Annotated in this window: 30 protein-coding genes; 17 read left to right on the top strand and 13 right to left on the bottom strand. The window is 64.9% G+C overall.

Going from position 1 to position 24592, the window contains the following annotated elements; all coding sequences use genetic code 11:
- Positions 1–127: 127 nt before the first annotated feature.
- Positions 128–742, top strand: coding sequence for a TetR/AcrR family transcriptional regulator (locus ASE85_RS18950; RefSeq protein ID WP_056692668.1), 615 nt, complete (start codon positions 128–130; stop codon positions 740–742).
- Between the two features lie 106 nt (positions 743–848).
- A complete protein-coding gene (locus ASE85_RS18945) occupies positions 849–1250 on the top strand; it encodes a PilZ domain-containing protein (protein ID WP_056692283.1) in 402 nt (133 codons plus the stop codon).
- Position 1251: 1 nt separating this feature from the next.
- Here the strand turns inward: ASE85_RS18945 and metW are convergent, their stop codons facing one another.
- On the bottom strand, positions 1252–1845 hold the full coding sequence (gene metW, locus ASE85_RS18940; protein WP_056692280.1) for a methionine biosynthesis protein MetW: 594 nt from the start codon (positions 1843–1845) through the stop codon (positions 1252–1254).
- Complete coding sequence (metX, locus tag ASE85_RS18935) at positions 1842–2978, bottom strand: homoserine O-acetyltransferase MetX (protein ID WP_056692277.1); 1137 nt, start codon at positions 2976–2978, stop codon at positions 1842–1844. The genes metW and metX overlap by 4 nt, the downstream gene beginning before the upstream one ends.
- 67 nt (positions 2979–3045) lie before the next feature.
- Here metX and ASE85_RS18930 point away from each other — a divergent pair, with 67 nt between their 5' ends.
- The 3 genes from ASE85_RS18930 to ASE85_RS18920 all read left to right on the top strand — a co-directional run bounded on the left by ASE85_RS18930 (position 3046) and on the right by ASE85_RS18920 (position 6526).
- The gene (locus ASE85_RS18930; RefSeq protein WP_056692274.1) at positions 3046–4005 is read left to right on the top strand and encodes a 2-hydroxyacid dehydrogenase; all 960 of its coding nucleotides are present in this window, start codon (positions 3046–3048) and stop codon (positions 4003–4005) included.
- Positions 4006–4518: 513 nt separating this feature from the next.
- Positions 4519–5616: a histidinol-phosphate transaminase gene (hisC, locus tag ASE85_RS18925; protein WP_056692271.1), complete on the top strand. Its 1098-nt coding sequence runs from the start codon at positions 4519–4521 to the stop codon at positions 5614–5616.
- A 4-nt stretch (positions 5617–5620) separates the two neighbouring features.
- Positions 5621–6526, top strand: coding sequence for a prephenate/arogenate dehydrogenase family protein (locus ASE85_RS18920; protein ID WP_056692268.1), 906 nt, complete (start codon positions 5621–5623; stop codon positions 6524–6526).
- 27 nt (positions 6527–6553) lie between these two features.
- Here the strand turns inward: ASE85_RS18920 and ASE85_RS18915 are convergent, their stop codons facing one another.
- From ASE85_RS18915 to ftsE, 4 genes are all read right to left on the bottom strand, one after another.
- Positions 6554–7183, bottom strand: coding sequence for a lysophospholipid acyltransferase family protein (locus ASE85_RS18915; RefSeq protein ID WP_056692665.1), 630 nt, complete (start codon positions 7181–7183; stop codon positions 6554–6556).
- A gap of 66 nt (positions 7184–7249) precedes the next feature.
- Positions 7250–7783, bottom strand: coding sequence for a YdcF family protein (locus tag ASE85_RS18910; protein WP_056692265.1), 534 nt, complete (start codon positions 7781–7783; stop codon positions 7250–7252).
- Positions 7780–8685 (bottom strand): cell division protein FtsX, encoded by a 906-nt coding sequence (locus tag ASE85_RS18905; RefSeq protein ID WP_056692262.1) that lies wholly within the window; start codon positions 8683–8685, stop codon positions 7780–7782. The genes ASE85_RS18910 and ASE85_RS18905 overlap by 4 nt, the downstream gene beginning before the upstream one ends.
- Entirely contained in the window at positions 8685–9407 is a 723-nt protein-coding gene (gene ftsE, locus ASE85_RS18900) for a cell division ATP-binding protein FtsE (RefSeq protein ID WP_056692259.1), read from the bottom strand. The genes ASE85_RS18905 and ftsE overlap by 1 nt, the downstream gene beginning before the upstream one ends.
- Positions 9408–9577: 170 nt before the next feature.
- Here ftsE and ASE85_RS18895 point away from each other — a divergent pair, with 170 nt between their 5' ends.
- Positions 9578–10420 (top strand): zinc-ribbon domain-containing protein, encoded by an 843-nt coding sequence (locus tag ASE85_RS18895; RefSeq protein ID WP_056692254.1) that lies wholly within the window; start codon positions 9578–9580, stop codon positions 10418–10420.
- Here ASE85_RS18895 and ASE85_RS18890 read toward each other — a convergent pair whose 3' ends face one another.
- Both ASE85_RS18890 and ASE85_RS18885 read right to left on the bottom strand, forming a co-directional pair.
- Entirely contained in the window at positions 10421–11326 is a 906-nt protein-coding gene (locus tag ASE85_RS18890) for a pirin family protein (RefSeq protein WP_056692662.1), read from the bottom strand.
- Positions 11326–11613: a BolA family protein gene (locus ASE85_RS18885; protein WP_056692251.1), complete on the bottom strand. Its 288-nt coding sequence runs from the start codon at positions 11611–11613 to the stop codon at positions 11326–11328. The genes ASE85_RS18890 and ASE85_RS18885 overlap by 1 nt, the downstream gene beginning before the upstream one ends.
- A 45-nt stretch (positions 11614–11658) precedes the next feature.
- Here ASE85_RS18885 and ASE85_RS18880 point away from each other — a divergent pair, with 45 nt between their 5' ends.
- From ASE85_RS18880 to ASE85_RS18850, 7 genes are all read left to right on the top strand, one after another.
- The gene (locus ASE85_RS18880) at positions 11659–12279 is read left to right on the top strand and encodes a J domain-containing protein (RefSeq protein ID WP_056692248.1); all 621 of its coding nucleotides are present in this window, start codon (positions 11659–11661) and stop codon (positions 12277–12279) included.
- 200 nt (positions 12280–12479) lie between these two features.
- Complete coding sequence (locus ASE85_RS18875; RefSeq protein WP_056692245.1) at positions 12480–13784, top strand: Hsp70 family protein; 1305 nt, start codon at positions 12480–12482, stop codon at positions 13782–13784.
- 87 nt (positions 13785–13871) lie between these two features.
- Entirely contained in the window at positions 13872–14879 is a 1008-nt protein-coding gene (gene cobS, locus ASE85_RS18870; RefSeq protein ID WP_056692659.1) for a cobaltochelatase subunit CobS, read from the top strand.
- A 34-nt stretch (positions 14880–14913) separates the two neighbouring features.
- On the top strand, positions 14914–15336 hold the full coding sequence (locus ASE85_RS18865; RefSeq protein ID WP_056692242.1) for an OsmC family protein: 423 nt from the start codon (positions 14914–14916) through the stop codon (positions 15334–15336).
- Entirely contained in the window at positions 15333–16115 is a 783-nt protein-coding gene (locus ASE85_RS18860; protein ID WP_056692240.1) for a tyrosine-protein phosphatase, read from the top strand. Before ASE85_RS18865 ends, ASE85_RS18860 begins: the two co-directional genes overlap by 4 nt.
- On the top strand, positions 16112–17938 hold the full coding sequence (gene cobT / locus ASE85_RS18855; protein ID WP_056692237.1) for a cobaltochelatase subunit CobT: 1827 nt from the start codon (positions 16112–16114) through the stop codon (positions 17936–17938). The genes ASE85_RS18860 and cobT overlap by 4 nt, the downstream gene beginning before the upstream one ends.
- A gap of 102 nt (positions 17939–18040) precedes the next feature.
- Positions 18041–18511 (top strand): GreA/GreB family elongation factor, encoded by a 471-nt coding sequence (locus ASE85_RS18850; protein WP_056692234.1) that lies wholly within the window; start codon positions 18041–18043, stop codon positions 18509–18511.
- A 71-nt stretch (positions 18512–18582) separates the two neighbouring features.
- On the opposite strand, the gene ASE85_RS18845 is transcribed toward ASE85_RS18850, so the two are convergent.
- From ASE85_RS18845 to ASE85_RS18835, 3 genes are all read right to left on the bottom strand, one after another.
- Positions 18583–19074, bottom strand: a complete 492-nt coding sequence (locus tag ASE85_RS18845; protein WP_056692656.1) for a Dps family protein — start codon at positions 19072–19074, stop codon at positions 18583–18585.
- Positions 19075–19187: 113 nt separating this feature from the next.
- Complete coding sequence (locus ASE85_RS18840; protein WP_056692230.1) at positions 19188–19754, bottom strand: TMEM165/GDT1 family protein; 567 nt, start codon at positions 19752–19754, stop codon at positions 19188–19190.
- Between the two features lie 13 nt (positions 19755–19767).
- Complete coding sequence (locus ASE85_RS18835; protein WP_056692227.1) at positions 19768–20094, bottom strand: hypothetical protein; 327 nt, start codon at positions 20092–20094, stop codon at positions 19768–19770.
- 200 nt (positions 20095–20294) lie between these two features.
- On the opposite strand from ASE85_RS18835, the gene rpmG reads away from it, so the two are divergent.
- On the top strand, positions 20295–20462 hold the full coding sequence (gene rpmG, locus ASE85_RS18830) for a 50S ribosomal protein L33 (protein ID WP_043154839.1): 168 nt from the start codon (positions 20295–20297) through the stop codon (positions 20460–20462).
- Positions 20463–20649: 187 nt separating this feature from the next.
- Here rpmG and ASE85_RS18825 read toward each other — a convergent pair whose 3' ends face one another.
- On the bottom strand, positions 20650–22506 hold the full coding sequence (locus tag ASE85_RS18825; RefSeq protein WP_056692224.1) for a PhoX family protein: 1857 nt from the start codon (positions 22504–22506) through the stop codon (positions 20650–20652).
- A gap of 151 nt (positions 22507–22657) precedes the next feature.
- The gene (locus ASE85_RS18820) at positions 22658–23020 is read right to left on the bottom strand and encodes a response regulator (protein WP_184269024.1); all 363 of its coding nucleotides are present in this window, start codon (positions 23018–23020) and stop codon (positions 22658–22660) included.
- A 67-nt stretch (positions 23021–23087) separates the two neighbouring features.
- Here ASE85_RS18820 and ASE85_RS18815 point away from each other — a divergent pair, with 67 nt between their 5' ends.
- From ASE85_RS18815 to ASE85_RS18805, 3 genes are read left to right on the top strand one after another with little or no spacing between them, the layout of a single operon-like run.
- The gene (locus ASE85_RS18815) at positions 23088–23375 is read left to right on the top strand and encodes a DUF3572 domain-containing protein (RefSeq protein WP_056692221.1); all 288 of its coding nucleotides are present in this window, start codon (positions 23088–23090) and stop codon (positions 23373–23375) included.
- Entirely contained in the window at positions 23372–24028 is a 657-nt protein-coding gene (locus tag ASE85_RS18810; RefSeq protein WP_056692218.1) for a hypothetical protein, read from the top strand. The genes ASE85_RS18815 and ASE85_RS18810 overlap by 4 nt, the downstream gene beginning before the upstream one ends.
- Positions 24025–24489 (top strand): RidA family protein, encoded by a 465-nt coding sequence (locus tag ASE85_RS18805; RefSeq protein WP_056692216.1) that lies wholly within the window; start codon positions 24025–24027, stop codon positions 24487–24489. Before ASE85_RS18810 ends, ASE85_RS18805 begins: the two co-directional genes overlap by 4 nt.
- The last annotated feature ends 103 nt before the right edge of the window (positions 24490–24592 follow it).

Genomic DNA, 24592 nt, shown 5'->3' with positions numbered 1-24592 from the left:
TCTGCCGGGTCGCTTTGCCTTGTCCGATTCGATAATGAAAGTTGAACCATCTTTCAACTTGAAATAAGAGGCTGGGCATGAGAGCGCATCAGTGCGGCCAAAAATACACAGGATGTCAGGAGTGGAGATGACCGACCAAGGTGCCGCAAAGGACGACAAGACGCCCCGTACCCCGCGCGGGGAGCGCACCCGCCGCGCTCTTTTGTCGGCCGCTGCTGCGGAATTTGGCGAGAAGGGATTCCATGACGGATCGATCAGCGGCATCACCCGCCGCGCCGGCTGTGCGCTTGGCAGCTTCTACACCTATTTCGATACCAAGGATGACATTTTCCGCGCGTTGGTGAACGACATGTCGGGGCAGGTGCGCGACTATGTCTCCCCCCGCATCGCGGAGGCGCGCGACGGCATCGACGCGGAGCGGATCGGCCTGTTGAGCTTCCTGGAATTCGCCCGCGCCCACAAGGAAATCTACCGCATCATCGACGAGGCTGAGTTCGTCGATCAGGCCGCCTATCGCGCCCATTATGAAAATACCGCCAGCCGCATGGCCGCCCGCCTGACAGCCGCCGCCGCGCGCGGCGATGTGCGTCCGGACGTCGAAGAAGTCCATGCCTGGGCGATCATGGGCATGAACGTATTCCTCGGTCTGCGCTATGGCGTATGGGACGATGCCCGTCCGGCGGAGGAGATCGCCGCCATCGCCAACGCCCTCATCGAAAAGGGCATCGGGCCGCAGCGCTGATACAGGCTCCGCCCGCCGCACGGCAGCCCCGGACTGGCGAGACGCCTGCAACCACCGGCGCGGTTCAGGACTCCTTCCCATGACGAACCATCATGCGAGAAGGATCATGGCCCTCCCTCCGCGCGCAAAGCGCTCCAACGTCTTCATGGATGCCCACCTCAATCTGGGTGAACCATTATCGGCCAAGCAGCTCGTGCGCATCCGCGATATTTCAGCCGGCGGCGCCCGCATCCAGGGCAAATCGCCCGGTGTCGGCGTCCGTATCGTCGTCACTCGTGGCGAAACGGAAATGCCCGGTCGGGTCGTCTGGACGGCGGATCGCCATTTCGGTGTGGAATTTGAAGAGCCGGTCGATGTGGACGCGGTATTGAAGGCCCCAGCACCCAAATCACCGGACCGCCCGGTCTATGCTGCTGCTCTGACCTCCGGCCTTACCCATTTCCGCCGTGAAGCGGCACGCGGCCGCGCAACATCCTTTGGCCTGCGACAGGCAGGTCCGGGCAACTGAATTATTTGCGCAGCAGGAACACGGCATGCTCGGCGAACAGGTTCGCATTGGCATGCGTGGTTTCCTTGTCGCCCTTCAGGAACCACTGGCCGTCGATGGTCCAGCCCCGCTCCTTTACCAGCGCGCGAAAATCATCGACCGTCACATGATGGATGTTGAGCGTATCATACCATGTGTCCGGCAACAGCCGCGTCACCGGCATCCGCCCGCCCCACAGCAGCGAAATGCGCCCGCGCCAATGCGCGAAATTCGGGAAGGATACGAACGCCTGTCGCCCGATTCGCAGCAATTCCTCGACCACCAGGTCAGGCCGCCGCGTCGTCTGGAGCGTCTGGCTCAATATCGCATAGTCGAAACTGGCGTCGGGATAATAGCCAAGGTCGGTGTCGGCGTCCCCCTGCACCACCGACAGGCCGCGCCCCACGGCGGCGGCCACATTCGAGCCGTCAATCTCCAGCCCGCGCGCATCCACCTGCGCATTGTCGCGCATCGCCGCCATCAGCGCGCCGTCGCCGCAGCCCACGTCCAGCACGCGCGCGCCCTGCCGCACCGTGCGCGCGATCAGGGCGAGATCGGGGCGCAACGTCTCGCTCATGCCCGGCCCCCTTTCAGGAAGCCGTCCACCACCCGGTTGAGTTCGGGGCATTCCAGCAGGAAGGCGTCGTGGCCGAACGGGCTGGACAGTTCTACGAAGCTGGCCTGCGCGCCCGATGCGTTCAGGGCATGGACGATGATCCGCGATTCGGTCGTCGGATAGAGCCAGTCGGTATCGAAGCTGACGAGGCAGAAGCGCGCCTTGCTCGCCGCGAACGCCTTGGCCAGCGACCCGCCATGATCGTCGGCAATGTCATAATAGTCCATCGCGCGGGTGATGTAGAGATAGGAATTCGCGTCGAACCGCTCGACGAAGCTCAGCCCCTGATGCCGCAAATAGCTTTCCACCTGAAAATCCGCGTCGAAGCCGAATGTCTTGGCGTCACGCCCTTGCAAGCGCCGCCCGAATTTCTCGGTCAGCCCCGCTTCGGACAGATAGGTGATATGCGCGGCCATGCGCGCGACGGCCAGCCCCGCGCTGGGCACCAGTCCGTCCGCATAATAATCGCCGCCGCGCCAATGCGGGTCGGCCATGATCGCCTGCCTGCCCACCTCGTGGAAAGCGATATTCTGCGCGCTGTGCCGCGCGGTGGAGGCAATGACGACGCAGCTTTCGACCCTATCGGGGAAGAGCGTCGGCCAGGTCAGCGCCTGCATTCCCCCCATCGACCCGCCGATGACGGCGGACAGGCGATCGACGCCCAGATAGTCCAGCAGCGCCGCCTGCGCCCGCACCATGTCGGCGATGGTCAGCACCGGAAAGCGCATGGCGTGCGGATCGCCGGTCGCAGGGTCGATGCTGGCCGGGCCGGATGATCCCATGCAGCTTCCGATGACATTGCTACAGACGATGAAATGGCGCGCCGGATCGACCGGCTTGCCCTCCCCCACCAGTCGCCACCACCAGCCCGGCTTGCCGGTGACGGGATGGTCGGACGCGACATATTGGTCGCCCGTCAGCGCGTGGCAGATCAGGATGACATTGGATTTGTCCGCATTCATCGCGCCGTAGGTTTCATAGGCGATGTCGACCGGCCCAAGCAGCGCCCCGCTCGACAGGTGCAGGGGACCGGTCAGGCGGGCCTGCCGACGCAGGCCGAAACGACTATCTTCGCTGATGGGGACACTGGCCATGATGCAGGCGGGGCTAGGACCGCCGTTCCACTCTGTCAATCTGGCGCATCCGGGGCACAGTCCCTAGATGATCGGCATGACCGATGCCTCACGCCCCCCGATCGTCGCCTATGGCCCGCTGAACCCCTATATGGACGCCGAACTGGCCCGCCGCTTCACCGTTCATGCCGTGGCGGCCGACGCCGACCTCGCCGCCCTGCCACCACAGGTGCGGGCGGCGCGCGCGCTGGTCAGCTTCGGGTCGGTCGGCGCATCGGCCGCGATCATGGACGCGCTGCCGAAGCTGGAAATGATCGGCCTCTTCTCGGTCGGCTATGACAAGGTCGATGTCGATCATGCCCGCGTCAAGGGTATCCGCGTGACCAACACGCCCGACGTGCTGACCGACGATGTCGCGGACCTGGCCGTCGGCCTGCTCTATGCCACGGTGCGCAACATGGTCGCCAACGACCGGATGCTGCGCGCGGGCGACTGGGCGCGCGGCATCAGGCCGGCTCTGTCCGGTCGGGTGACGGGCCGGCGCATCGGCATATTGGGCCTTGGCCGCATCGGCCGCGCCATAGCGACCCGGCTGGAGCCGGTGGCGGGTGAAATCCTCTATCACAACCGGCGGGAAGCGGCGGACGCCCCTTGGCGCTATGTCGCCGACCCGATCGCCTTCGCCCGGCAAAGCGACGTGCTGATCGTCGCCACGGCCGGCGGCCCGGAAACGGTCAAGCTGGTGGACGCCGCGATGCTCGACGCGCTCGGCCCGGACGGCGTGCTCGTCAATATCAGCCGGGGCAGCGTGATCGACGAGGACGCGCTGGTCGCCGCCCTGACCGAAGGCCGCATCGCCGGCGCCGGGCTGGACGTCTTCGCCCATGAACCGCATGTGCCCCCCGCGCTGATCGCCATGGACCAGGTCGTGCTGCAACCCCATCAGGGCAGCGCCACCACGCACAGCCGCCGGGCAATGGCCGACCTCGTCCTCGCCAATCTGGATGCGTGGTTTGCGGGCGAGCCGCTGCTGACCCCGGTGGTGTGATGGCCCAAGCATTGCGGATGGCATTGCTCGCCAACTGCCAACGTCCGTTCGCCCTGAGCCTGTCGAAGGGCTTCCTCCTTTCTTCAAAATGCACCATGCAAAGAAAGAACAGAGCTTCGACAGGCTCAGCCCGAACGGATATCGGGCGTCCGTTTCCGTTCGTCATCACCGCGCCCAGTCGTCGTCCAACATGCTTTTAATGTAGGATTTATTCTGGCCTATTCTGTCCCATGGACTGTCTTCCGACCCCTCGCCTTCTTTCCTTGTCGCATCCCTGTGCCAGGACAGACGCGCCTCAGTCGCTTCCCGTCGACCAGAAGTCGCGTCCGTGGCGCGCCATCGCCTCGTCCGCGTCGCACAAGTGGCGCGCCCGTGGCGCGTCGAAGTGGCTTCGCGAGAGCCTCGCGAGCGCTTCGGCCCCTTTTTACCCCGACGACGGTGTGAACTTCGCCTGTCGCGTCGCCTCTTCCACCCACTTTGCCTTTCGCCAGGAAGCCGCTAAAGCCCGCAGCCATGACAAAACCAGCTCCCAAGGATTGGATCCTCGGCATTCATGCCTATGTGCCGGGCAAATCGGCGGCCGACGATGGCCGTCCCCTCATCAAATTGAGCGCCAATGAAAATCCGCTCGGCACCAGCAAGGCCGTGCGCGAAGCCTTCGTCGCCGCGACGGCCGACATGGCGACCTATCCCGATCCTGCCGCGGAAAAGCTGCGCGCGGCGATCGGCGCGGCCCATGGCCTCGATCCCGAACGGGTCATCTATGGCACCGGGTCGGACGAACTGCTGCATATCGCCGCCTCCGCCTATGCCGGGCCGGGCGATGAAATCCTCTATGTCCGCTATGGCTTTGCCGTCTACGACATCGCCGCCCGTCGCGTCGGCGCGACGCCGGTGATCGCCGCGGACAAGGATTATGCCACCGACGTCGATGCGCTGCTCGCCGCCGTGACGGACAAGACCAAGGTCGTTTTTCTTGCCAATCCCAACAACCCGACCGGCACGATGACCAGCCGGGAAGAGATCGCCCGCCTGCACGCCGGACTGCGCCCCGACATCCTGTTCGTCCTCGATCAGGCCTATGCCGAATATCTGGAGGATGGCGAGGATGACGGCGGCCTGGAACTGGCGAAAAGCGCGTCCAACATTCTCGTCACCCGCACCTTCTCGAAAATCTACGGCCTGGCCGCCGAACGCATCGGCTGGGGCTATGGTTCGCCAGAAGTGATCGACATCCTCCACCGCATCCGCGCGCCGTTCAACGTGACGACGGCGGGTCAGGCGGCGGCGATCGCGGCGATCGGGGACACGGAATGGGTCGCGTTCAGCCGGACCCACAATGCCCGCTGGCGCGACTGGCTGGCCAGCGAAGTCGCCGCGCTGTCCAACTTTGGCTTGCGCGCCGTGCCCAGCAAGACCAACTTCCTGCTGATCCTGTTCGACGGCAAGCTGACCGCCGAAGCCGCGATGAAGGGGCTGTGGGACGAAGGCTATGCCACGCGCTGGCTGCCCGGACAGGGCCTGCCCAACGGCCTGCGCATCACCATCGGGACCAAGGCGCAGAACCGCGCCGTCGCGGCCAAGCTGCGCGCCATGGCGGAGGCGGCCTGAACCGATGCTGCCCTTTGCCCGCGTCACCATCATCGGCCTGGGGCTGATCGGCTCCTCGCTGGCCCGCGCGATCCGGGCGGACATGCCCACCGTGCGCGTGACCGGCTATGATGCCGACCCCGCCGTGCGCGAAACCGCCCGGCGGATCGACCTGTGCGACGACGTCACCGACACGGCGGGCGCTTCGGTGACGGATGCCGATCTGGTGGTGCTGTGCGTACCGGTCCGCGCCATGGGCGCGGCGGCGGCGGAAATTGCCGACGACCTGCCGGCCGATGCGATCGTCAGCGATGTCGGTTCGTGCAAAGCGGATGTGCTGGCGCAACTCAACGCCGCGCTGCCGGGGCGGACGATCATCCCGGCGCATCCGGTCGCCGGCACGGAAAATAGCGGACCGGAAGCGGGCTTTGCGACCCTGTTCAAGGGCCGCTGGTCGATCGTCACTCCGCCCGCCGATGCTGATCCCGCCGCCGTCGAGCGTGTCGCGGAACTATGGCGCCGCGTCGGGGCGGACGTGGAGATGATGGACCCGGCGCATCATGATCTGGTGCTGGCCGTGACCAGCCATCTGCCGCATCTCATCGCCTACACCATCGTCGGCACGGCCAGCGACATGGAAAGCGTGACCCAGAGCGAAGTCATCAAATATTCCGCCGGCGGTTTCCGCGACTTTACCCGCATCGCCGCGTCAGACCCGACCATGTGGCGCGACGTGTTTCTTGCGAACAAGGATGCCGTGCTGGAAATGCTCCAGCGCTTTTCGGAGGATCTGTCGGCGCTCCAGCGGGCGATTCGGTGGAATGACGGCGACGCGCTGTTCAACCTGTTCACCCGCACACGCGACATCCGCCGGTCGATCATCGAACAGGGGCAGGACGACGCCAAGCCCGACTTCGGCCGATCGCACTGAGGGCTTTCCTACACCGCCCCGCTCCGGTTAGTTCAGTGCGTTGATCGCCGCATGGACCCGCGCCTCTGCCTCCTTGCGGTCGAGACCGACGGGGACGATCTCTCCCACCTTGTAGGTGATGGTGCCCGGACGTTTGAGGAATTTGCCGCGCGGCGACACCCGCCCGCTGTCGATGGCGATCGGCACGACGGGCAGGCCTAGCAAGCTGTAAAGGCCGGCGAACCCTGCCTTGAGCGGCGGCGACTCGCCATGCGGTACGCGCGTGCCTTCGGGGAAGAGGCAGATGGCACGGCCCTGTGCGATCCGGTCCTTCGCCGCCGCGCGCAGGGCGCGCAGGGCGCTCGCCCCGGCGGTGCGTTCGATGGGGATCAGGCCATAGCGGCGGGCGATCCCGCCCCAGAGCGGGATGTCGAACAACTCCCGCTTGGCGCCGATCGCCGGCCGGTCGAACAGGCACAGGATGTCGATCGTCTCGAACATCGATTCATGTTTCGCGATATAGAGATAGGGACCGATCGGCAGGTCACCCTCGACCACGATCCGTTGCCCCAGCAGCCGCTGGACGCACCAGCGATGGAAACGGCTCCAGTGGGTCGCGGTCCGCTGCACCATCAGCGGCGTGGTCCAGCCAAAGGCCATCGCCCACAGCACGAACATCAGGCTGCCGGGGTAGAAGACCAGCGCAAAAAGAAGTGAACGAATGGCGATCACATGCAAGTCCGATCAGATACCGATAAGGGCGGCGATGCGCCGCAGCAGATATTTATTATATTCCCGCGCCAATATGGTGAGGCTCGGTCGGCTGGGCACGGCGTCATAAACGATCGTCACCTTGGAGTCGGGCATCGACTGGCGCAGTTCCAGCGCGGCGCGGCGCATATGCCAGTCGGTGGTGATCAGGCGCACCGTCTTGTAATCCCGCCGTTCCAGCCAGCGCGCCGTCTCCAGCCCGTTTGACCGGGTGTCGATCGCCTCCCGACCCAGCGTGATGCAGCAGGTCAACAAGGCTTCGGGCGTCTTATATTGCACCGCCAGTTCGACCGGACGGACCGAACGATCGACGCCGGAAATCAGCATCCGCTTGGCCGCGCCGTCCTGCAACAGGGCGATGCCGCGGTCGATTCGCCCTGCGCCGCCGGTCAGCACGACGATCGCATCGGTCTGCCGCCCATCCAGCGGCTGGGGCAGGAAAATGCCGAACCAGGCAAAGCCCAGCATCCAGGTCAGCAGCGTGATGGCGACGAAGCGGACGATCACAACGCTCGCCCCAACGCCCGCAGCACCGTCCAGCGCGCCGTCAGCGTCGCCAGCGTCACGCCGAAGATCGGCAGGGCCACCAAGATCAGCCAGCCGCGCATATCCAGTTCCACCGCGCCGATCAGGTCCGATCCGGTAGCGGCCAGACGCAGGCCGATCAGCAGGATGACGAACGCGGCGAAGGAAAAGCCTAGCGCGCTGCCCATCAGCGCGTCGAGGCCGATGCGGCGCTGGAACAGCCGGGCGATCTGCACATCCGTCGATCCCATCAGGTGCAGGACGTCGATCGTGCCGCGATGGCTGTCATGCGCACCGCGCGCGGCCAGCACGACGACAGCGCCGGTCGCCAGGATCATCAGCAGCACGACGCCCGCCGACAGCCAGCCCAGCGCCGTCAACAGGCCAGCCAACGGCAGCAGGAAGGCGGCATGCGGCTCGATCCGCAGCTTGGGCGAAACATCCGCGAGCAGACGGCGCAGGCCGCCAATCTTGGCCTCCGCATCGCCGGGCGTCAGCATGACGTCGATCAGCGCCGGCACCGGCAGGTCGCCACTGGTCGCCGCATCGCCCAGCCAGGGGCGCAACTGGTCGGCCAGCGCAACCGGATCGACCGGCTCGGCCGCACGCACGCCGCTGGAGGATCGCAAGGCCGTCAGGGTCCGGGCCGCCAGTTCGGCGCGGACCTGCGCATCGGCCTCCACCACCTGCACGCTGGCACGCCCGGCAAGGTCGGCGCTCATGGACCGGACGGCAGCGCCCAGGCCCAGTCCGGCGGCGGCGGCCAGCACCGTCAGGAACATCATGATCGCGATGATCCACGGCATGGGTCCAGCCAGACGGCCGCCGGGCAGCAGGCGATGACGCGAAGCAGCAGCGGCCTTGCGGTCGGCGCGGCTGGCCATCAGGCGTTGCCCTGCGGTTTCGACTGGGATTGGGGCGGATAGCGCAGCGTGCCGGTGGGGTCGGCCAGCCGCCCCTTGTCCAGCCGCATCATCTGCGCGCCGGAGACTTGCGCGATGAGGGGAAGGTCATGGGTAGCGACGACGATGGTGGTGCCGAGGCGATTGAGCGCCTCGAACAAAGTCATCAGGCGACGGGCCATGTCAGCATCGACGTTGCCGGTCGGTTCGTCGGCGACCAATATTTCGGGGCGACCGATCACGGCGCGGGCGATGGCGACGCGCTGCTGCTCCCCGCCCGACAGGGTGGCGGGGCGCGCCTGGCCGCGATCGCCCAGCCCGACCCAGTTCAGCATCTCTGCCACCGGGGCGTCGATCTCTCCCTCCTCCATGCCCGATACACGCAGCGGCAAGGCGATATTGTCGTAGGCGGACAGATGCGGGACGAGCCGGAAATCCTGGAACACCACGCCGATGCGGCGGCGAAAGCCGGGCAATCTTTTCCGGGGAAGCGTCACCACATCCTCACCGAACAGGCGGATGACGCCGCGGCTGGGCCGCTGGGCGAGGTAGAGGAGTTTGAGCAGCGAGGTCTTGCCCGCGCCCGACGCGCCGGTCAGGAAATAAAAGCCGCCGCTGGCCAGCGAGAAGCTGACATCGGACAGGGTTTCGCTGTCCAGACCATAGCGCAGACCGACATTTTCGAACTGGACGATGGCCGACATGGCGTAATATTATCGCGCTGTCGCGCTCCCTGCTTCCCGAAGCAGCAGCCATGGCACAGCGGGCGCCCCGCCGTAAAGCCCGCGCCGCACGATGCCGCGAGTCGCGGCAGAATGACTCGGGTCGTCGTTGGTATCTTGCGCCCGAGTCCCTGCCGTGCCTATGAAGCGAAATGATCCTGGTGTGCCCCAATTGCGCGACCCGTTATGTCGTGCCCGACAGCGCCGTCGGTACTAACGGCCGCCAGGTCCGCTGCGCCGCCTGCAAGCATAGCTGGTTCCAGGCCCCGCCTGTCCTGCCCGAACGCGAAACGCCGGTCGCTGCCGCACCGGTCGAAGCGCCAGCAGCGACGCCCGAACCTGTCGCGCCTCCTGCCCCTTCGCCGGCCTCTGTGGCACCGCCACCGCCGGTGGTCGCGCCTGATCCGGTCGTGGAGGAAGACGCTGCGGTGGCGGCCGAACCGTCGGTCACTTCACCCGTCGAAGCACCGGTTGCGCCTCCGACCGATCATCGCTTCGACGATATCTATGCCGGGGCACGGGTCGACCCAGCCGAAGAAAGCCCCTTCGCCTCCGTCCCGGCCGTCAAGGCGCGGCGCAATCCCCTCAAGCTGTGGACCTATGCCGCGATCGGCTTCTGCCTGATCGTCGCCGCATTGGGCGGCGCCTTCACCTATTTCGGCCCCCCGGCCTGGATGGTGTCGATGGGTTTGGTCGCCGAAGAGGGCGATCCCGACCTGCTCTTCTACCTGTCCAATCCGGCGGAACGCCGCAAGCTGCCGACGGGCGAGGAATATTTCGCCTTTGGTGCGCGGATCGTGAACAGCGGCACGCAGGCGCTGCCGGTGCCGCCGGTGCTGGTGCAATTGCGCGATCGGCAGAACCGGCTGGTGTTCAGTTGGACCACCAAGGCGGACAAGACCCGGCTGAAACCCGGCGAAGAAGCGTCGATCAACGAGAGCCGGATCGACATTCCGAAAAATGCCGAAAATCTCTCGCTGACTTTCGTTCAGTAATCAGGGATAGCTGACCGTCTTCGGCCGGCCCTGCGGAATCGGAATATACTCCTGATCGTCGCCGGGGATCAGCGGGAAGCGCATCGCATCCCAATCCTCCCGCGCCTGCATCAGCCGGTCCTGGGTCGAGGCCACGAAATTCCACCAGACATGGCGCGGGCTGGTGAAGGCCTCCCCGCCGCACAGCACGACGCGGCCGCCATCGACGCTCATCAGCGTAGCGGAGGTGCCGGGGCGCAGGACATAGAGCGTCTGCGGCATAAGCATCACGCCGTCCAGCGCGGCATCGCCGCCCGACACATAGAGGGCGCGTTCGTCGGCGGACGGGTCGATGGCGATCCGGCCACCCGGCGAGAGCTGAATATCGGCATAGATGGTCTGGGCGTAGGTGGTGACGGGTGAGGTTTCGCCCCAGAGCGATCCCATGATGACGCGCGCGCGGACATGGCCGTCGTCAATGACCGGCATGCCGCCTTCGCCGACATGTTCAAAGGCCGGGTCCATCTCCTCGAACCGGTCGGGCAAGGCGAGCCAGGTCTGGATCGCCGACAGCTTCGATATTTTCGCGCGATCCTCGTCCGGCGAACGTTCGGAATGGACGATGCCCTTGCCCGCCGTCATCAGGTTGACCGCCCCGGCCTCAATCAGTTGCTCGGTGCCGAGGGAATCGCGATGAAGGAAGGCGCCTTCATACATATATGTGACGGTGGCGAGGTTGATGTGCGGGTGCGGGCGCACGTCGATCCCTTGCCCCGCACCGATCTTCGCAGGCCCGGCCTGATCGAAGAAGATGAAGGGGCCGACCATCGTGCGCCCCTTGACCGGCAAGGACCGGTGCACCTTGAAATCGCCCAGATCATGCGTCGTGGGCGTAATCGTCTGGATAATGAGATCGTCCGGCGTCATCATGCTTCTCCGGGTGCGCGGGCCTTGATGGCGAGGGCGTGGACCTTTTCAACCAGCAGGTCGGCGAGCGCGCTATTCACGAGGCGCTGGCGGGCAACGCGATTCTGGCCGATGAAACGGTCGGACACGATGTCCACCGTGAAATGGCTTTCGCCCGAGCCGTCATGGCCGGCATGGCCGCGATGCTTTTCGCTGTCGTTGATGACGGCGAGATGGTCGGGCGAGAGGGCGGCGCGCAGCCGCGCCTCGATTTCGATGGCAACGGGGCCTTTGAGGTCTGTGGTCATCTTTCCTATATAGGCCGCTTTGCCAGCCAGATCATCAGGACAATCTTGAGCAGCGACCCTTTCTCGACACGCCGTTTCAACCGTTTCCATGGACGGGTGGAGGGCGACCGGCCCTGCGCCGCGCCCGGATGCCCGGAGCCGGGCGAATTCCGCGCGCCGCCCGCGGAGGGCAGCGCCCGGCCGGGCGACGAAGGTCCACGCTGGCGCTGGTTCTGCCTGGAGCATGTGAAGGCGTTCAATCAGGGCTATAATTTCTTCACCGGCATGTCGCCAGACGAGATCACCGCCGCCCAGCGCCCCTATGCCGGGTGGGAGCGGGAGACGCGGGCTTTTTCCTCCAACGCGCATAGCCCGCCACCCAAATGGGCGGATTTTTCCGATCCGCTCGACGCGATCGGCGCCAGGTTCAGGGAACGGATGGCCAAGGCGAAGGCCGACGCGCAGGTGCGGCAGGACGGGAAATTCCTGTCTGCGGAGGATCGCAAGGCGCTGTCGGTGATGGGCTTGCCCATCGACACCGACCGCAAGGGCTTGCGGACGCGCTATACCATATTGCTGCGCCGCTATCATCCCGATCATAATGGCGGTGATCGCAGCCATGAAGGTGCGTTACAAAGCGTGATCGAAGCCTATGGTCATTTGAAGAAGGCATCGGTTTTCGCTTAACTTCGCACTTTTCCCGCAAGTTTTGACATTATCGTGCGGGGATAGGAAATTTTGCTGCGAGGGTGGGAGAAGAGCGGACCGCGAGAAAGAGCCGGTCGCCTTTCTACCAGAGGACGATGCTGTAGGACAGCGTAGCCCTTGCCCGGACGAAGCGGGGCTGTCATAGCGCCCGGCCCTTCAGAACCCCCCGGAGATTTTCCATGCAGCAGGTGCCGCGCGCGCTGGGCCTCGATTTCGGCACCACCAACAGCGTGGCCGCGCTGGCGGCGGGCGGAGAGTCGCAACTGGTGGAGTTTGTCGGCGATCAGGCGACCGGCGCGGTGTTCCGGTCGGCGCTCTGCTTCTGGCATGACGAAGCGGTGAAGGGCGGCATGGCGCATGAGGCGGGGCCATGGGCGATCGCGGAATATATGGAATATCCCGAAGACAGCCGCTTCCTGCAATCGTTCAAGTCGGTGGCGGCCAGCCCGATTTTCGAGACGGCCAATGTGTTCGAGAAGCGGTTCCGCTTCGAGGAACTGGGGCAGATGTTCTTGCAGCGGATGATCGGCCGTGCCGGCGGCATGCTGGACGCTGGACCGAATGGGCGGCCCCAGCGGATCGTCGTCGGACGACCAGTCGAATATGCCGGCTCGCGGCCGGACGAAGCGCTGGCGCGCAAACGCTATGACGCGATGTTCGCAGGGTTCGGCACGGAGGTTCATTATGTCTATGAGCCGCTGGGCGCGGCGTTCAGCTATGCCAGCCGGATCGACCAGGCCGCCACCATATTGGTCGCCGACTTTGGCGGCGGCACCAGCGATTTTTCGCTGGTGCGGGTCGAGGCGCCGGGCGCGGCGCGGCGCTGCGTGCCGCTGGGGTCGACCGGTATCGGGCTGGCCGGTGATCGGTTCGACTATCGCATCCTCGACAATCTGGTGCTGCCGATGCTGGGCAAGGGTGGCAGTTATCAGAGTTTCGGCAAGACACTGGAGATCCCGCGCAGCTATTTCGCCGACTTCGCCGACTGGTCGCGGCTGGCGCTGATGCGCAATCGCCGGACGATGGACGAACTGGCGCGGTTGCAGAAGGCGGCCGACGAGCCGGTGGCGATCGGCCGGATGATGACGGTGATCGAAAAGGAACTGGGCTACCCGCTCTATGATGCGGTCGGCGCGCTGAAACGGGCGCTGTCGGAACAGGAGAGCGCGACCTTCCGCTTCTCGGGTGGCGGGCTGGAGATCGAACAGGCCGTGTCGCGCGCTGATTTCGAAGGCTGGATCGCGCCCGACATCGCCCGGATCGAGGCGACGGTGGACAAGGCGCTGGCCAAGGCCGATGTGACCCCCGATAGCATCGACCGGGTCTTCCTGACCGGTGGATCATCGCTGATCCCGGCGATCCGCGACATTTTCCGCCGCCGTTTCGGCGACGATCGGCTGGCGACCGGGGGCGAACTGACCTCCATCGCTCATGGGCTGGCGCTGATAGGCGAGGAAGCCAATTTGGCGGAATGGGCCGCTTGATCGGCGCGTTGCAAAGCCCCACTCTATCGACACGCGCTTTGAATCTGGGTTAGGGCGCGACTGACTCGCAGAAAGATGACGGACCCGATGACCGATATTTCCAACGTCCAGCCTGACACCCGCGCCGAAACGCTGCTGGAAGCGCCCGACCGCGAAGTGGATGCGCGGGAGATTTTCGGCATCGATGTCGATATGAAGATCCCGGCCTTTTCGGAGGCCGACGAGCGCGTGCCCGACCTCGACCCCGCCTATGTGTTCGACCCGGACACCACGCTGGCGATCCTGGCGGGCTTTGCGTATAATCGCCGCGTCATGGTGCAGGGCTATCATGGCACCGGCAAGTCGAGCCATATCGAACAGATCGCCGCGCGCCTGAAATGGCCGTGTATCCGCATCAATCTGGACGCGCATATCAGCCGTATCGACCTGGTCGGGCGCGACGCCATCGTGTTGCAGGACGGGCAGCAGGTGACACAGTTCAAGGAAGGGTTGTTGCCATGGGCCTTGCAGCGCCCGGTCGCGCTGGTGTTCGACGAATATGATGCGGGGCGCCCGGACGTGATGTTCGTGATCCAGCGCGTGCTGGAAACCGACGGCAAGATGACGCTGCTGGACCAGAATCGCGTGATCCGGCCGAACCCGCATTTCCGCCTGTTCGCGACCGCCAATACGGTGGGTCTGGGCGACACGACGGGCCTGTATCATGGCACGCAGCAGATCAACCAGGGCCAGATGGACCGGTGGAATCTGGTGGTGGCATTGAATTACCTGCCTGCCGCGACCGAGGCGCAGGTGGTGCTGGCCAAGTCGGGCGAATATGATCATGAGGGCGGCCGCAAGGAAGTCGAGAGCATGATCAAGGTGGCCGAACTGACGCGGCAGGGCTTCATCAACGGCGATATTTCGACCGTCATGTCGCCGCGTACCGTGATCAGTTGGGCGCAGAATGCGCTGATCTTCAAGAATGTCGGCTTCGCCTTCCGTCTGAGCTTCCTCAACAAATGCGATGAAGCTGAACGGGCGCTGGTCGCCGAATATTATCAGCGCGTGTTCGGCAAGGACTTGCCGGAAAGCGTGGCGAGCCGGGCGAACTGAGCGTTCGCGCCGACCATTTTGGCGGGAGTTTCCCATGATCGTCGTCGAACGGATCGACCCAGCAGGCGGGACCGCGCACCGGATCAGCATCCGGGGCCATGAAATCGTCGCCGACATGTCGGCGCCGGACGGGGATGATGCCGGGCCGGACCCGCATGACCTTTATGATACGGCGCTGGGCGCGTGCAAGGCGATGACGATGCTCTGGTATGCGCAACGCAACGCCATTCCGGTGGAGGCCATCCATGTCGGCGTGGTTCGCGATGCGAGCCAGGAGCGCAAGGGCATCTACAAGTTGACCACGCGCATCGCCCTGACCGGAGACATGAGCGACGAGCAGCATGACAAGCTGATCGCGGTGGCAGCGAAATGCCCGGTCCACAAGCTGATGAGCGAGGTCGAGACGCAGATCGAGACGATCGCGGTGCCGCGCGTCGGCGATCCGGAGCGGCCATGAGCGGGGAGGCGGTGATGGAACGCGGCGGACTGCCATTGGCCAGCGCGTTCAACCTGCGTGATTTCGGCGGCTATCCGACGTCGGACGGCCGCACGATCCGGCGCGGCATGCTGTACCGGTCGGGCACGATGGCGCTGCTGACGCCGGAGGACAGCGCGCAATTGCAGGCGCTGGGCATTCGCGCGATCTGCGATTTCCGGCGGCAGGGCGAGCGCCGGTCGGAGCCGACAAGCTGGCATGATGCCACGGTCGATTATTATTGCCGCGATTATAGCGGGGCGACCGGCGTGCTGGTGGACATGATGCGCGAGGAGCGGACTACCGCTGCGGACATGCGGGCAGCGATGCTGGCGGTCTATCACGAGATCGCGACCGAGCATGCCGAAGCCTATCGCGCCATGTTCGCGCAGATGCTGGCGGGCCATGTGCCGATCCTGATCAACTGTTCGGCAGGCAAAGACCGGACCGGTGCGGGTGCGGCGATGGTGCTGGCGGCGCTGGGCGTGTCGCGCGACGTCATCGTCGAGGATTATCTGCTGACCAACAGCCATGCCGACTGGACGTGGCGGCTGGCGCAGGGCGAGAGCCACCTGAGCCGAATGAAAGCGGCGCGGGCGGATGTGCTGGAGCCGTTGCTGATCGCCGACGCCGCCTATCTGGAGGCGCTGTTCGACCATTTCGACAGGCTGCATGGCGGCGTCGATGGCTATTTGCGCGATGTGCTTGGCGTAGGGGTGGCCGAACAGGCGGCGCTGCGTGAGGCGTTGCTGGTTCCATGAGCGAACGGTCCCCCATCGATGCCTTCAAGGATGTGCTGTCCGGCGTAGCGCGCGCGATCACCCGTGACGCGGAGGTCGAAGTCGGCTTCACCGCCGATACGCCCCACGCCGTGGGCAAGGCGATCAAGGTGCCGACGCCCGGTCGTGCCCTGCCCGCCGATCAGGTGGCGCTGGCGCGTGGCTTTGCCGATGCGTCCGCGCTGAAGCTGCGTCATCATAATCCGAGGATCCATGCCAACTCGGCGCCGGGGGAAGCGGTCGCGCGCGCGGTGTTCGACGCGGTCGAGCAGGCGCGGGTCGAGGCGATCGGCGCCCGGTCGATGGAGGGCGTGCGCGCCAACCTCAATCATGCGCTGGACCTGCGGCTGAAATCCGACGCGATCCGCCGGGCGCGCTCGGCCGACGAGGTGCCGCTGTCGACCGCACTGGCGCTCAAGGTGCGCGAGCGGCTGACAGGTCAGCCCATCCCCAAGGATGTGGCGGCGGGCGTCGCCATGGTCGACCAGTGGATCGAGGACAAGGCGGGCTCCGACCTGGACGCGCTGACCATGGCGATCGACGACCAGCGCGCTTTCCAGAAGCTGACGACGGCGATGCTGGAACATCTGCAACTGATCGACGCCGATGTGCCGCCCGATACGGAAGAACCCGAAGCCGAGGACGAGGGCGAGGATCAGGAAGACAACCAGGAAGAAGGCGAGAGCGGCGAGGAGGAATCCGGCGACAGCGACATGAACGCCGAGGCGCGCGCCGAGGATCAGGGCGGCGACACCGAAGAGGGCGAAACCGACTATAGCGAGGATTTCGACGCCGACAGCGACGAAGGCGCGGACGATATGGGCGAGGAAGGCATGATGCCGGTCCGCCCGAACCGTCCGATGTCCGATTTGCCGCCGGGCTTCGACTATAAATCCTACACGACCAAGTTCGACGAGGTCGTCGCGCCGGAAGAATTGTGCGACGAGGATGAACTGGCGCGGCTGCGCGGCTTCCTGGATCAGCAGCTCGTCAGCTTGCAGGGCGCGGTGACGAAGCTTGCCAACCGCTTGCAGCGCCGATTGATGGCGCAGCAGTCGCGATCCTGGGATTTCGACCAGGAAGAAGGGATGCTGGACGCGGCGCGGCTGGCGCGGATCGTGATCGATCCCACCCACTCGCTGTCGTACAAGATCGAGCGCGATACGGAGTTTCGCGATACGGTCGTCACACTGCTGATCGACAATTCAGGCTCCATGCGCGGGCGGCCGATCAGCATTGCGGCGATCAGCGCCGACATCATGGCGCGCACGCTGGAGCGCTGCGGGGTCAAGACCGAGATTTTGGGCTTCACCACGCGGGCGTGGAAAGGCGGGCAGAGCCGCGAGGCATGGCTGGCCGCCGGGCGGCCGCCGATGCCGGGGCGTTTGAACGACCTGCGCCATATCGTCTACAAGAAGGCCGACGATCCGTGGCGGCGCGCGCGCAAGAATCTGGGCCTGATGATGCGCGAAGGCCTGCTGAAGGAAAATATCGACGGCGAGGCGCTGCTGTGGGCGCACAGCCGGCTGATAGCGCGGCATGAAGAGCGGCGCATCCTGATGGTGATCTCCGATGGCGCGCCGGTGGATGACAGCACCCTGTCGGTGAACAGCGGCACCTATCTGGAGCGGCATTTGCGGCAGGTGATCGACTGGATCGAGAATAAGTCGCCGGTGCAGCTGGTCGCGATCGGCATCGGCCATGATGTGACGCGCTATTATCGGCGCGCCGTGACGATCATGGATGCCGAGCAGTTGGGCGGCACGATGGTCGAGCAGCTGGCCGGACTTTTCGATGAAGACTGACGGCGGCTGATCGTACCCCGGCGGAGGCCGGGGTCCAGATTCCAGCACCAGACTGGACCCCGGCGTTCGCCGGGGAACCGCATATCTCGGGAGAATGATGTCGTGAGTGTCGCCTTTCGTCGCGAGAGCGATGATGAGCATATGGAGCCGAAGTTCGAGCTGCCGATTCCGTCCGGTCCCAATTGGGTGACGGCGCGGGGCATGCGGCTGACGCGGGAGAAGGTCGAGGCGCTGGAAGCCGTCGATACTACCGGCATGGAGGAAGAGGCGGCCAAGAAGCATAAGCGGGTGCTGCGCTATTGGCGCACGCGGCTGGCAACGGCGGAATTGCGGCCGGTGGCGGATGGGGACACTGTCGCCTTCGGCACGCGCGTCACTTATCGGCTGAACCGGCAGGAGAAGATGGTCGCGCTGGTCGGCGACGATGAGGCGAATCCGCATGAGGGGCGGATCAGCTTCTCGTCCCCGCTTGCCCGCGCGATGATGGATGCTGAGGTCGGCGAGAAGGTGGATTTCGCCGGCAAGGTCGAGGCAGTCGAGATCGTAGCGATCGCGGTCGTGGACGAGGCGTAATCTGCGTCAGACCATGATGAAAAAAGCCCACCGGTTGCGCCGGTGGGCTTTTTCTTTGGCTCAAAGGCGAATCAGGCGCCGCGGGCCGCCTCGAACAGGAACCAGGCGCGCTGTTCGGCCTGATCGGTCCAGTCGTCGACAATGCCCTCGGTCGCGTTGTCGCCCGCTTCCGTCGCAGCGGCCTTCACGGCACGGAAGGTTTCGACCAGCGCCAGATTATCATCGCGCAATTCCTTGAGCATATCGGCGGGAGCGACGAACTCGGCGTCATTGTCCTTGATCGTCTGGTGACGGGCAATGTCGCCGATGGAGCGCAGACTGGTGTTGCCGGTCTTGCGCACGCGCTCTGCAATAAGGTCGGTCGTGCCCAGGATTTCGGTCGCCTGTTCATCGAACATCAGATGATAATCACGGAAATGCGGGCCGGAGACGTGCCAGTGGAAATTCTTGGTCTTGAGGTACAGCGCATAGCTGTCCGCCAGAGCGCCGTTCAGTGCTTCCGCCACCGACTTGGTGGCATTGCTCTTGAGATCGGTCGGTGTCTTCAGATCGGGGGCGGTCATGCGATGTCCTCCTGTTTCGCGAGAAATGATTTCGGACATATAATGATCGCGGGACAAGTTGGTGCCATTTTTTTGCGGTGCAAAATCCCGATCAGGCCGATCCAACCAGTCGATCAGAGCAGGCCGACCGCCGACAGGGCCATGAGCGCCCCGGTGATCAGCATCAGCACGCCGCCGCTCCAGCGGATCGCACGCAGCGGCAGGACGGCCAGCAAGCGGTCGCGGGCCAGCACGACGGGCACCAGCGCGGCGATGACGCCCAGCGCGCCGCCGATGCCGGCCAGCCAGGGGTCGGCGGTGCGGGTAGCGATGCCGAGTATCAGGAATTGCGGGCCGTCGCCAAAGCCCAGGATGAAGAGGCCGATGGCGGTGGTAAGGATCGCGCCAAGCCGCCAGCCGGTTAAAGGATCAGGCTGGCGCACCGGCCAGAAGAAGCCTGCCCCAAGAAAGAGGACGGAGAGCGCCATGAACAGCAGGCGAGCGTCAGACCCCAGCATCGGGCCGATCCAGGCACCGGCAAAGGCGGATATGGCGGCGTTGGCGATCGCGGCGATACAGATGCCGGCAATGATCGCGCCGTTGCGGTTGTAGCGGGTGGCGAGCGCGAGGACGAGCAACTGGCTCTTGTCGCCCATTTCACCAAGCAGGCAGCCGAGCAGGGCGATGAGCAGTGCGTCCATCAGGTCGTACGAATCAGGCGCGCAGGGGCAGGGTGGCGACCGTGGTCGTGCGCGGGATCATCGGAACAATAGCGACTTCGGGCATGTCTTCTGAAAGAGACTCACGCATCAGGTCCAGATAGGACAGCACGATCGGGCCAAGGCCGTGCAGCGACAGGGCCGATTCGAGCGTGCCGGCCAGCCGCTCGATCGTGTCGAGGCGAAAGGCGCGGGCGATATGGCGGATCTGGGCCAGTTCGTCCTGCATGCGGAGCGCGGACACATGGCCACGCTGGCTCGCCAGCCCATCGACCCGGCGCATCAGGTCGCTCAAAATGGCCAGTTTCGGATCATGTCGCATGGGAAATCCCCCGTCTGTCGCCCCATGAGAGATCATGCGCCCGATTGGTTAAAGCCATGTAAAGCGTGGTTGCGGGTCGCCGATTCCTGACCCTAGCCTTGACAGGGAGCCGAATCTGCCCCAAGGGCCACCGCTGAAACGGGGCGGTCCGCTGTGGGCCGCTTTTCTTTTTACGCATTTCAAGACCAGGGAATAGGGCCATGGCCAAGCCGGCAACCGTCAAGATCCGTCTCGTCAGCACGGCTGACACTGGTTTCTTCTACGTCACCAAGAAGAATCCGCGCACCAAGACCGAGAAGTTCAGCTTCAACAAGTACGACCCGGTCGTGCGCAAGCATGTCGAATTCAAGGAAGCCAAGATCAAGTAAGCCGCTTGCGGGCTTTGCGCCCGCGCGCTTGATCCGTCGCTTCTGACGAACAGGAAAAGGCCCGTCCCGGTTGGGAGCGGGCCTTTTCCTGTTTCCGTGGGTGCGACTGCGGTGCGCAAAAAAAGGGAGAGCCTGACACAGGCCCTCCCCTAGCCCCTCTCGCAAGCGAGAGGGGTATTTACAGCGTTTAGTTGCCGACCGGCTTGGCGTCGGTGCGGCGCACGACGATGGTCGAGGAACGCGGTTGCTGACCGGCGACCGGCCAGTCGCCCGTGGGATGCTGAATGTTCACGAAGAAGGTCTTGAGGTCCGGCGTATAGGCAAGGCCGGTGATCTCGCAGCCCTTCGGCCCGACCAGGAAGCGCGACGACTTCTTGGTGGTCTGATCGATGTAGAACATCGCGTTCTGGCCGAAGACTTGCTCGATCGTGGTGTCGGGCTTGCCCGACGTACCGGGCACGCTGTGGTCGGTCTGGACCCACAGGCGCCCCTTGGGGTCGATGCGAATGCCGTCGGGGCTGGAGAAGGTATCGCCGTTGATATTGCCTTCCAGCTTGTCGCCGAAGCCGGCCAGCGACGGATCGCCCGCCAGCAGGAAGATTTCCCAGCTAAACTTCATGGCGAGCGGCGAATTGCCCTCTTCCTTGAACTTGATGATGTGACCGTGGCGATTCTTGGTACGCGGATTGGCGGCGTCCACCACCGCGCGGCTGCTGTTGTTGGTCAGGGTCACGAAGACGGCGCTGTTGTCGGGCGCGACCGTGATCCATTCCGGACGGTCCATGACGGTACCGCCGGCAACGCGGGCGGCCGAGATGGTGTTGATGAGGACGTCCGCCTGGTTGCGGAAATCGACCGCAGCCGGAGTCTGCGGACCCTGGCTGACATTGCCCGGATCGCTCGCGCCGGCGACGAGGCCGTTCTGCCCCTGGACCAGTGCCCGCCATTCGCCGGTGCCGTCCGCGTTGAAGCGGGCGACATAGAGGGTGCCATGATCGAGCATGTCGCGGTTCTGGCTGCGATTGCTGCTGCTGAAGGCGCGGTCGCAGACGAATTTGTAGATACAGCCCGGCGTACCGTCATGCCCCATATAGAAAGCGACGCGGCTGTTGCTGTCGGCCATATAGGCGGTATTTTCATGGTCGAAACGGCCCAGCTCGGTGCGCTTGGTCGCCGCGTCCAGTTCCTGATAGGGGTCGATTTCAACCACCCAGCCGTAATTTTCCGCCGGCTGCGAAGGGTCGAGATAATTGTCGGTCGTTTCCTCGCAGGTCAGATAGGTGCCCCAGGGGGTGCGGCCCGACGAGCAGTTGTTCAGCGTGCCCTTGATCGAGGTCGAGAGCAGGCCGGCGGCGCGGCCGCTGGCGCGATAAAGGCTGTTGCCGGTGTAGCGCTTGTTATATTTGGAGCCGGCCTTCACCGCCCATTTGCCGTCCGAGCCCTTGGCGATTTCGACCACGCCCACACCTACCGCCGACAGGGCGATGGCGCGCTGTTCGGCCGTGGCGGTGGTGGGATCGGGCTGGCCGTCGGCGAACAGGATGTTGAAGTCGGGCAATTCGAAATTGGTCGCCAGCAGGCCGCCGCTATTGGCGTCGGTGCCCGACAGTTCATAATATTCCATGCCGTCATGATTGCCACCGGCCCATTTTTCGGCATCGGCAGCCGTCGGGAAACTGCCCGAATAGGGCGTGCCGGCCTCGATCGAATCGCCGGCCTTGAGCAGGATGTCGACGGTGTAGCCGCTGGGCACGGTCACGGTGTCGTTCATGTTGGCGGCGACGGGCGCGAAGCTGATCGCATAGCTGTCCGTCGGGGTCGGGGTCGGTGTCGGGGTCGGCGTGCTCGAATCATTGTCGTCGTCACCGCAGGCGGCGAGCGAGCCGAGCAGCGGGAGGATGGAGAGGCCCAGCAGGCCGTTCTTCAGCACGGAGCGTCGCGCCGGATTGGCGGCGACGATCGCTTCCAGGCTCTGGTCGCCCATATCGATGCTGGGCTGTGCGGCGCGATAGGGCGCGCGCGCTTCGTCGGTCAGATGAGACATGTAAAAACTACCCCTGTGCCTACAGGCTGTCGGCAACGTGCCGCGCCCTTGCGCAACGGGGGATGGCGCAGAAGAATGACGCGGAAAGGGCAGGTTGATGTAGCCCGCATGAAAGGAAAATGACGATCCAGTGAAGTGCGTTGCGGGATCGTTACAGAAGCGCGTTCACCTGCTCGACGAAGCGCAGCACGGAAATGGGCTTGGACACATAGGCCTGTGCGCCGGCCGCGCGAATCCGGTCCTCATCCCCCTGCCCGGCATAGGCGGTGACGGCCATGATCGGCACGGCAGAGAGCCGTTCGTCCGCCTTGAGCGATATGATGAGGTCCAGCCCGCTGACATGGGGCAGATGGATGTCGGTGATGACGAGGTCGGGCAGGAAGCCCTGCGCCTGCGCCAGCACATCGCGTCCGTCGCGCAGCGGCAACACCTCATGCCCGTGCGCGCGCAGCAGGTCGCAAAAAAGTTTGAGATTGAGTTCGTTGTCCTCGACAACGAGCACGCGCTTTGCCACCAGTCACCCGCGGTCCGAAAATGCCTTTTGGAGCGCCTGAACAGCTGCTCCACCCCGAAAGCCGATCATGCGACCCGACACACAGAATGGCAAGCGGGATAGCAATCCTGACGATGCGACACTGGCGCTGATGGCGCTGGGATGGACGCTGAGCGACGGGTCGCGCGCCGAGCGGTTGCTGTCGCTGACGGGGCTGGACGTCGATGCGTTGCGCGCAGGGATCGGCGACCCGGCCATATTGAGCGCGGTGCTGGCGTTCCTGGCCGACCATGAGCCGGACCTGATCGCCTGCGCCGAAGCGATCGACACCACCCCCGCCGCGTTGATCGCGGCGCAGGAGAGATTGAACCGATGACCCGTCCCCTGATCATCACCGATTGCGACGAGGTGCTGCTGCACATGGTGGTGCCGTTCCGCCAGTGGCTGGACGAGACGCATGACGTGCATTTCAATATGCAGGAGCGCGGCTTTGCCGAGGCGCTGCGCCACAAGGATAGTGGGGTGGTGGTGGAGCGCGAGCTGGTGTGGGAGTTGCTGCTGGGCTTTTTCGAGACGGAGATGCACCGGCAGATGCCGATCGCGGGCGCGATCGAGGCGCTGCACCGGTTGTCGGCGATCGCCGATATCGTCGTGCTGACCAACATCACCGAGCGGCATCGTCAGCCACGCGCCGACCAGTTGGCGAGCCATGGCCTGCACCTGCCGGTCCATTGGAACCAGGGTGGCAAGGGCCGCGCGCTGGCGAAGATCGTCGCGGAGCGGGCGCCGAGCGTCGCTGTGTTCATCGACGATCTGGCCGAACATCATCATTCGGTGTCCACCCACGCGCCCGACGTTTGGCGGCTGCATCTGGTGGGCGAGCCGGAAATGGCAGATTATGTCGAGGATGCGGCCTATGCTCATGCCCGGATCGATCAATGGGCGGCGGCCGAACGCTGGATCATCGACAAGCTGGCGCAAGGGCCGGCCCCGATCGACATCGATAATAATCAAGGAGTGTTTTCATGAGCATCGAAGCCCGCCTGACCGAATTGGGCATCACCCTGCCGCAGGCCGCCGCGCCCGTCGCAGCCTATGTCGCCGCAGTCGAGGCCAATGGCCTGCTGCACATCAGCGGCCAGATCGCGCTGGCACCCGACGGACTGATGACCGGCCGTCTGGGCGAGGATCGCGACCTGGACTATGGCGTTGCCGCCGCGCGGGTGTGCGGCCTTAACCTCATCGCGCAGATGAAGGCGGCGCTGGGGTCGCTGGACCGGGTCGAGCGGATCGTGAAGCTGGGCGCCTTCATCAGCAGTGCGCCGTCCTTCACCGACCAGCCCAAGGTCGCCAATGGCGCGTCGGAACTGATGGTCGAAGTGTTCGGCGAGGCTGGCAAGCATGCCCGCAGCGCGGTCGGCGTGCCGGTGCTGCCGCTGGGCGCGGTGGTCGAGATCGACGCGGTCGTTCTTGTCAAAGCGACGGTCTGACGGGTTGGCGGCTTTTGGCCGCTGGCCTGACTGGCTGATGGCCCGGCCCTTCGCCCATCGCGGGCTGCATGGGCCAAAGGACGGGCAAGTGCTGAGCGAAAAC

The organism is Sphingobium sp. Leaf26, assembly GCF_001421665.1.
Classification (GTDB): domain Bacteria; phylum Pseudomonadota; class Alphaproteobacteria; order Sphingomonadales; family Sphingomonadaceae; genus Sphingobium.
Note: the sequence above shows the minus strand (reverse complement) of the source record. Positions and strands in the feature narration are given on the sequence as shown.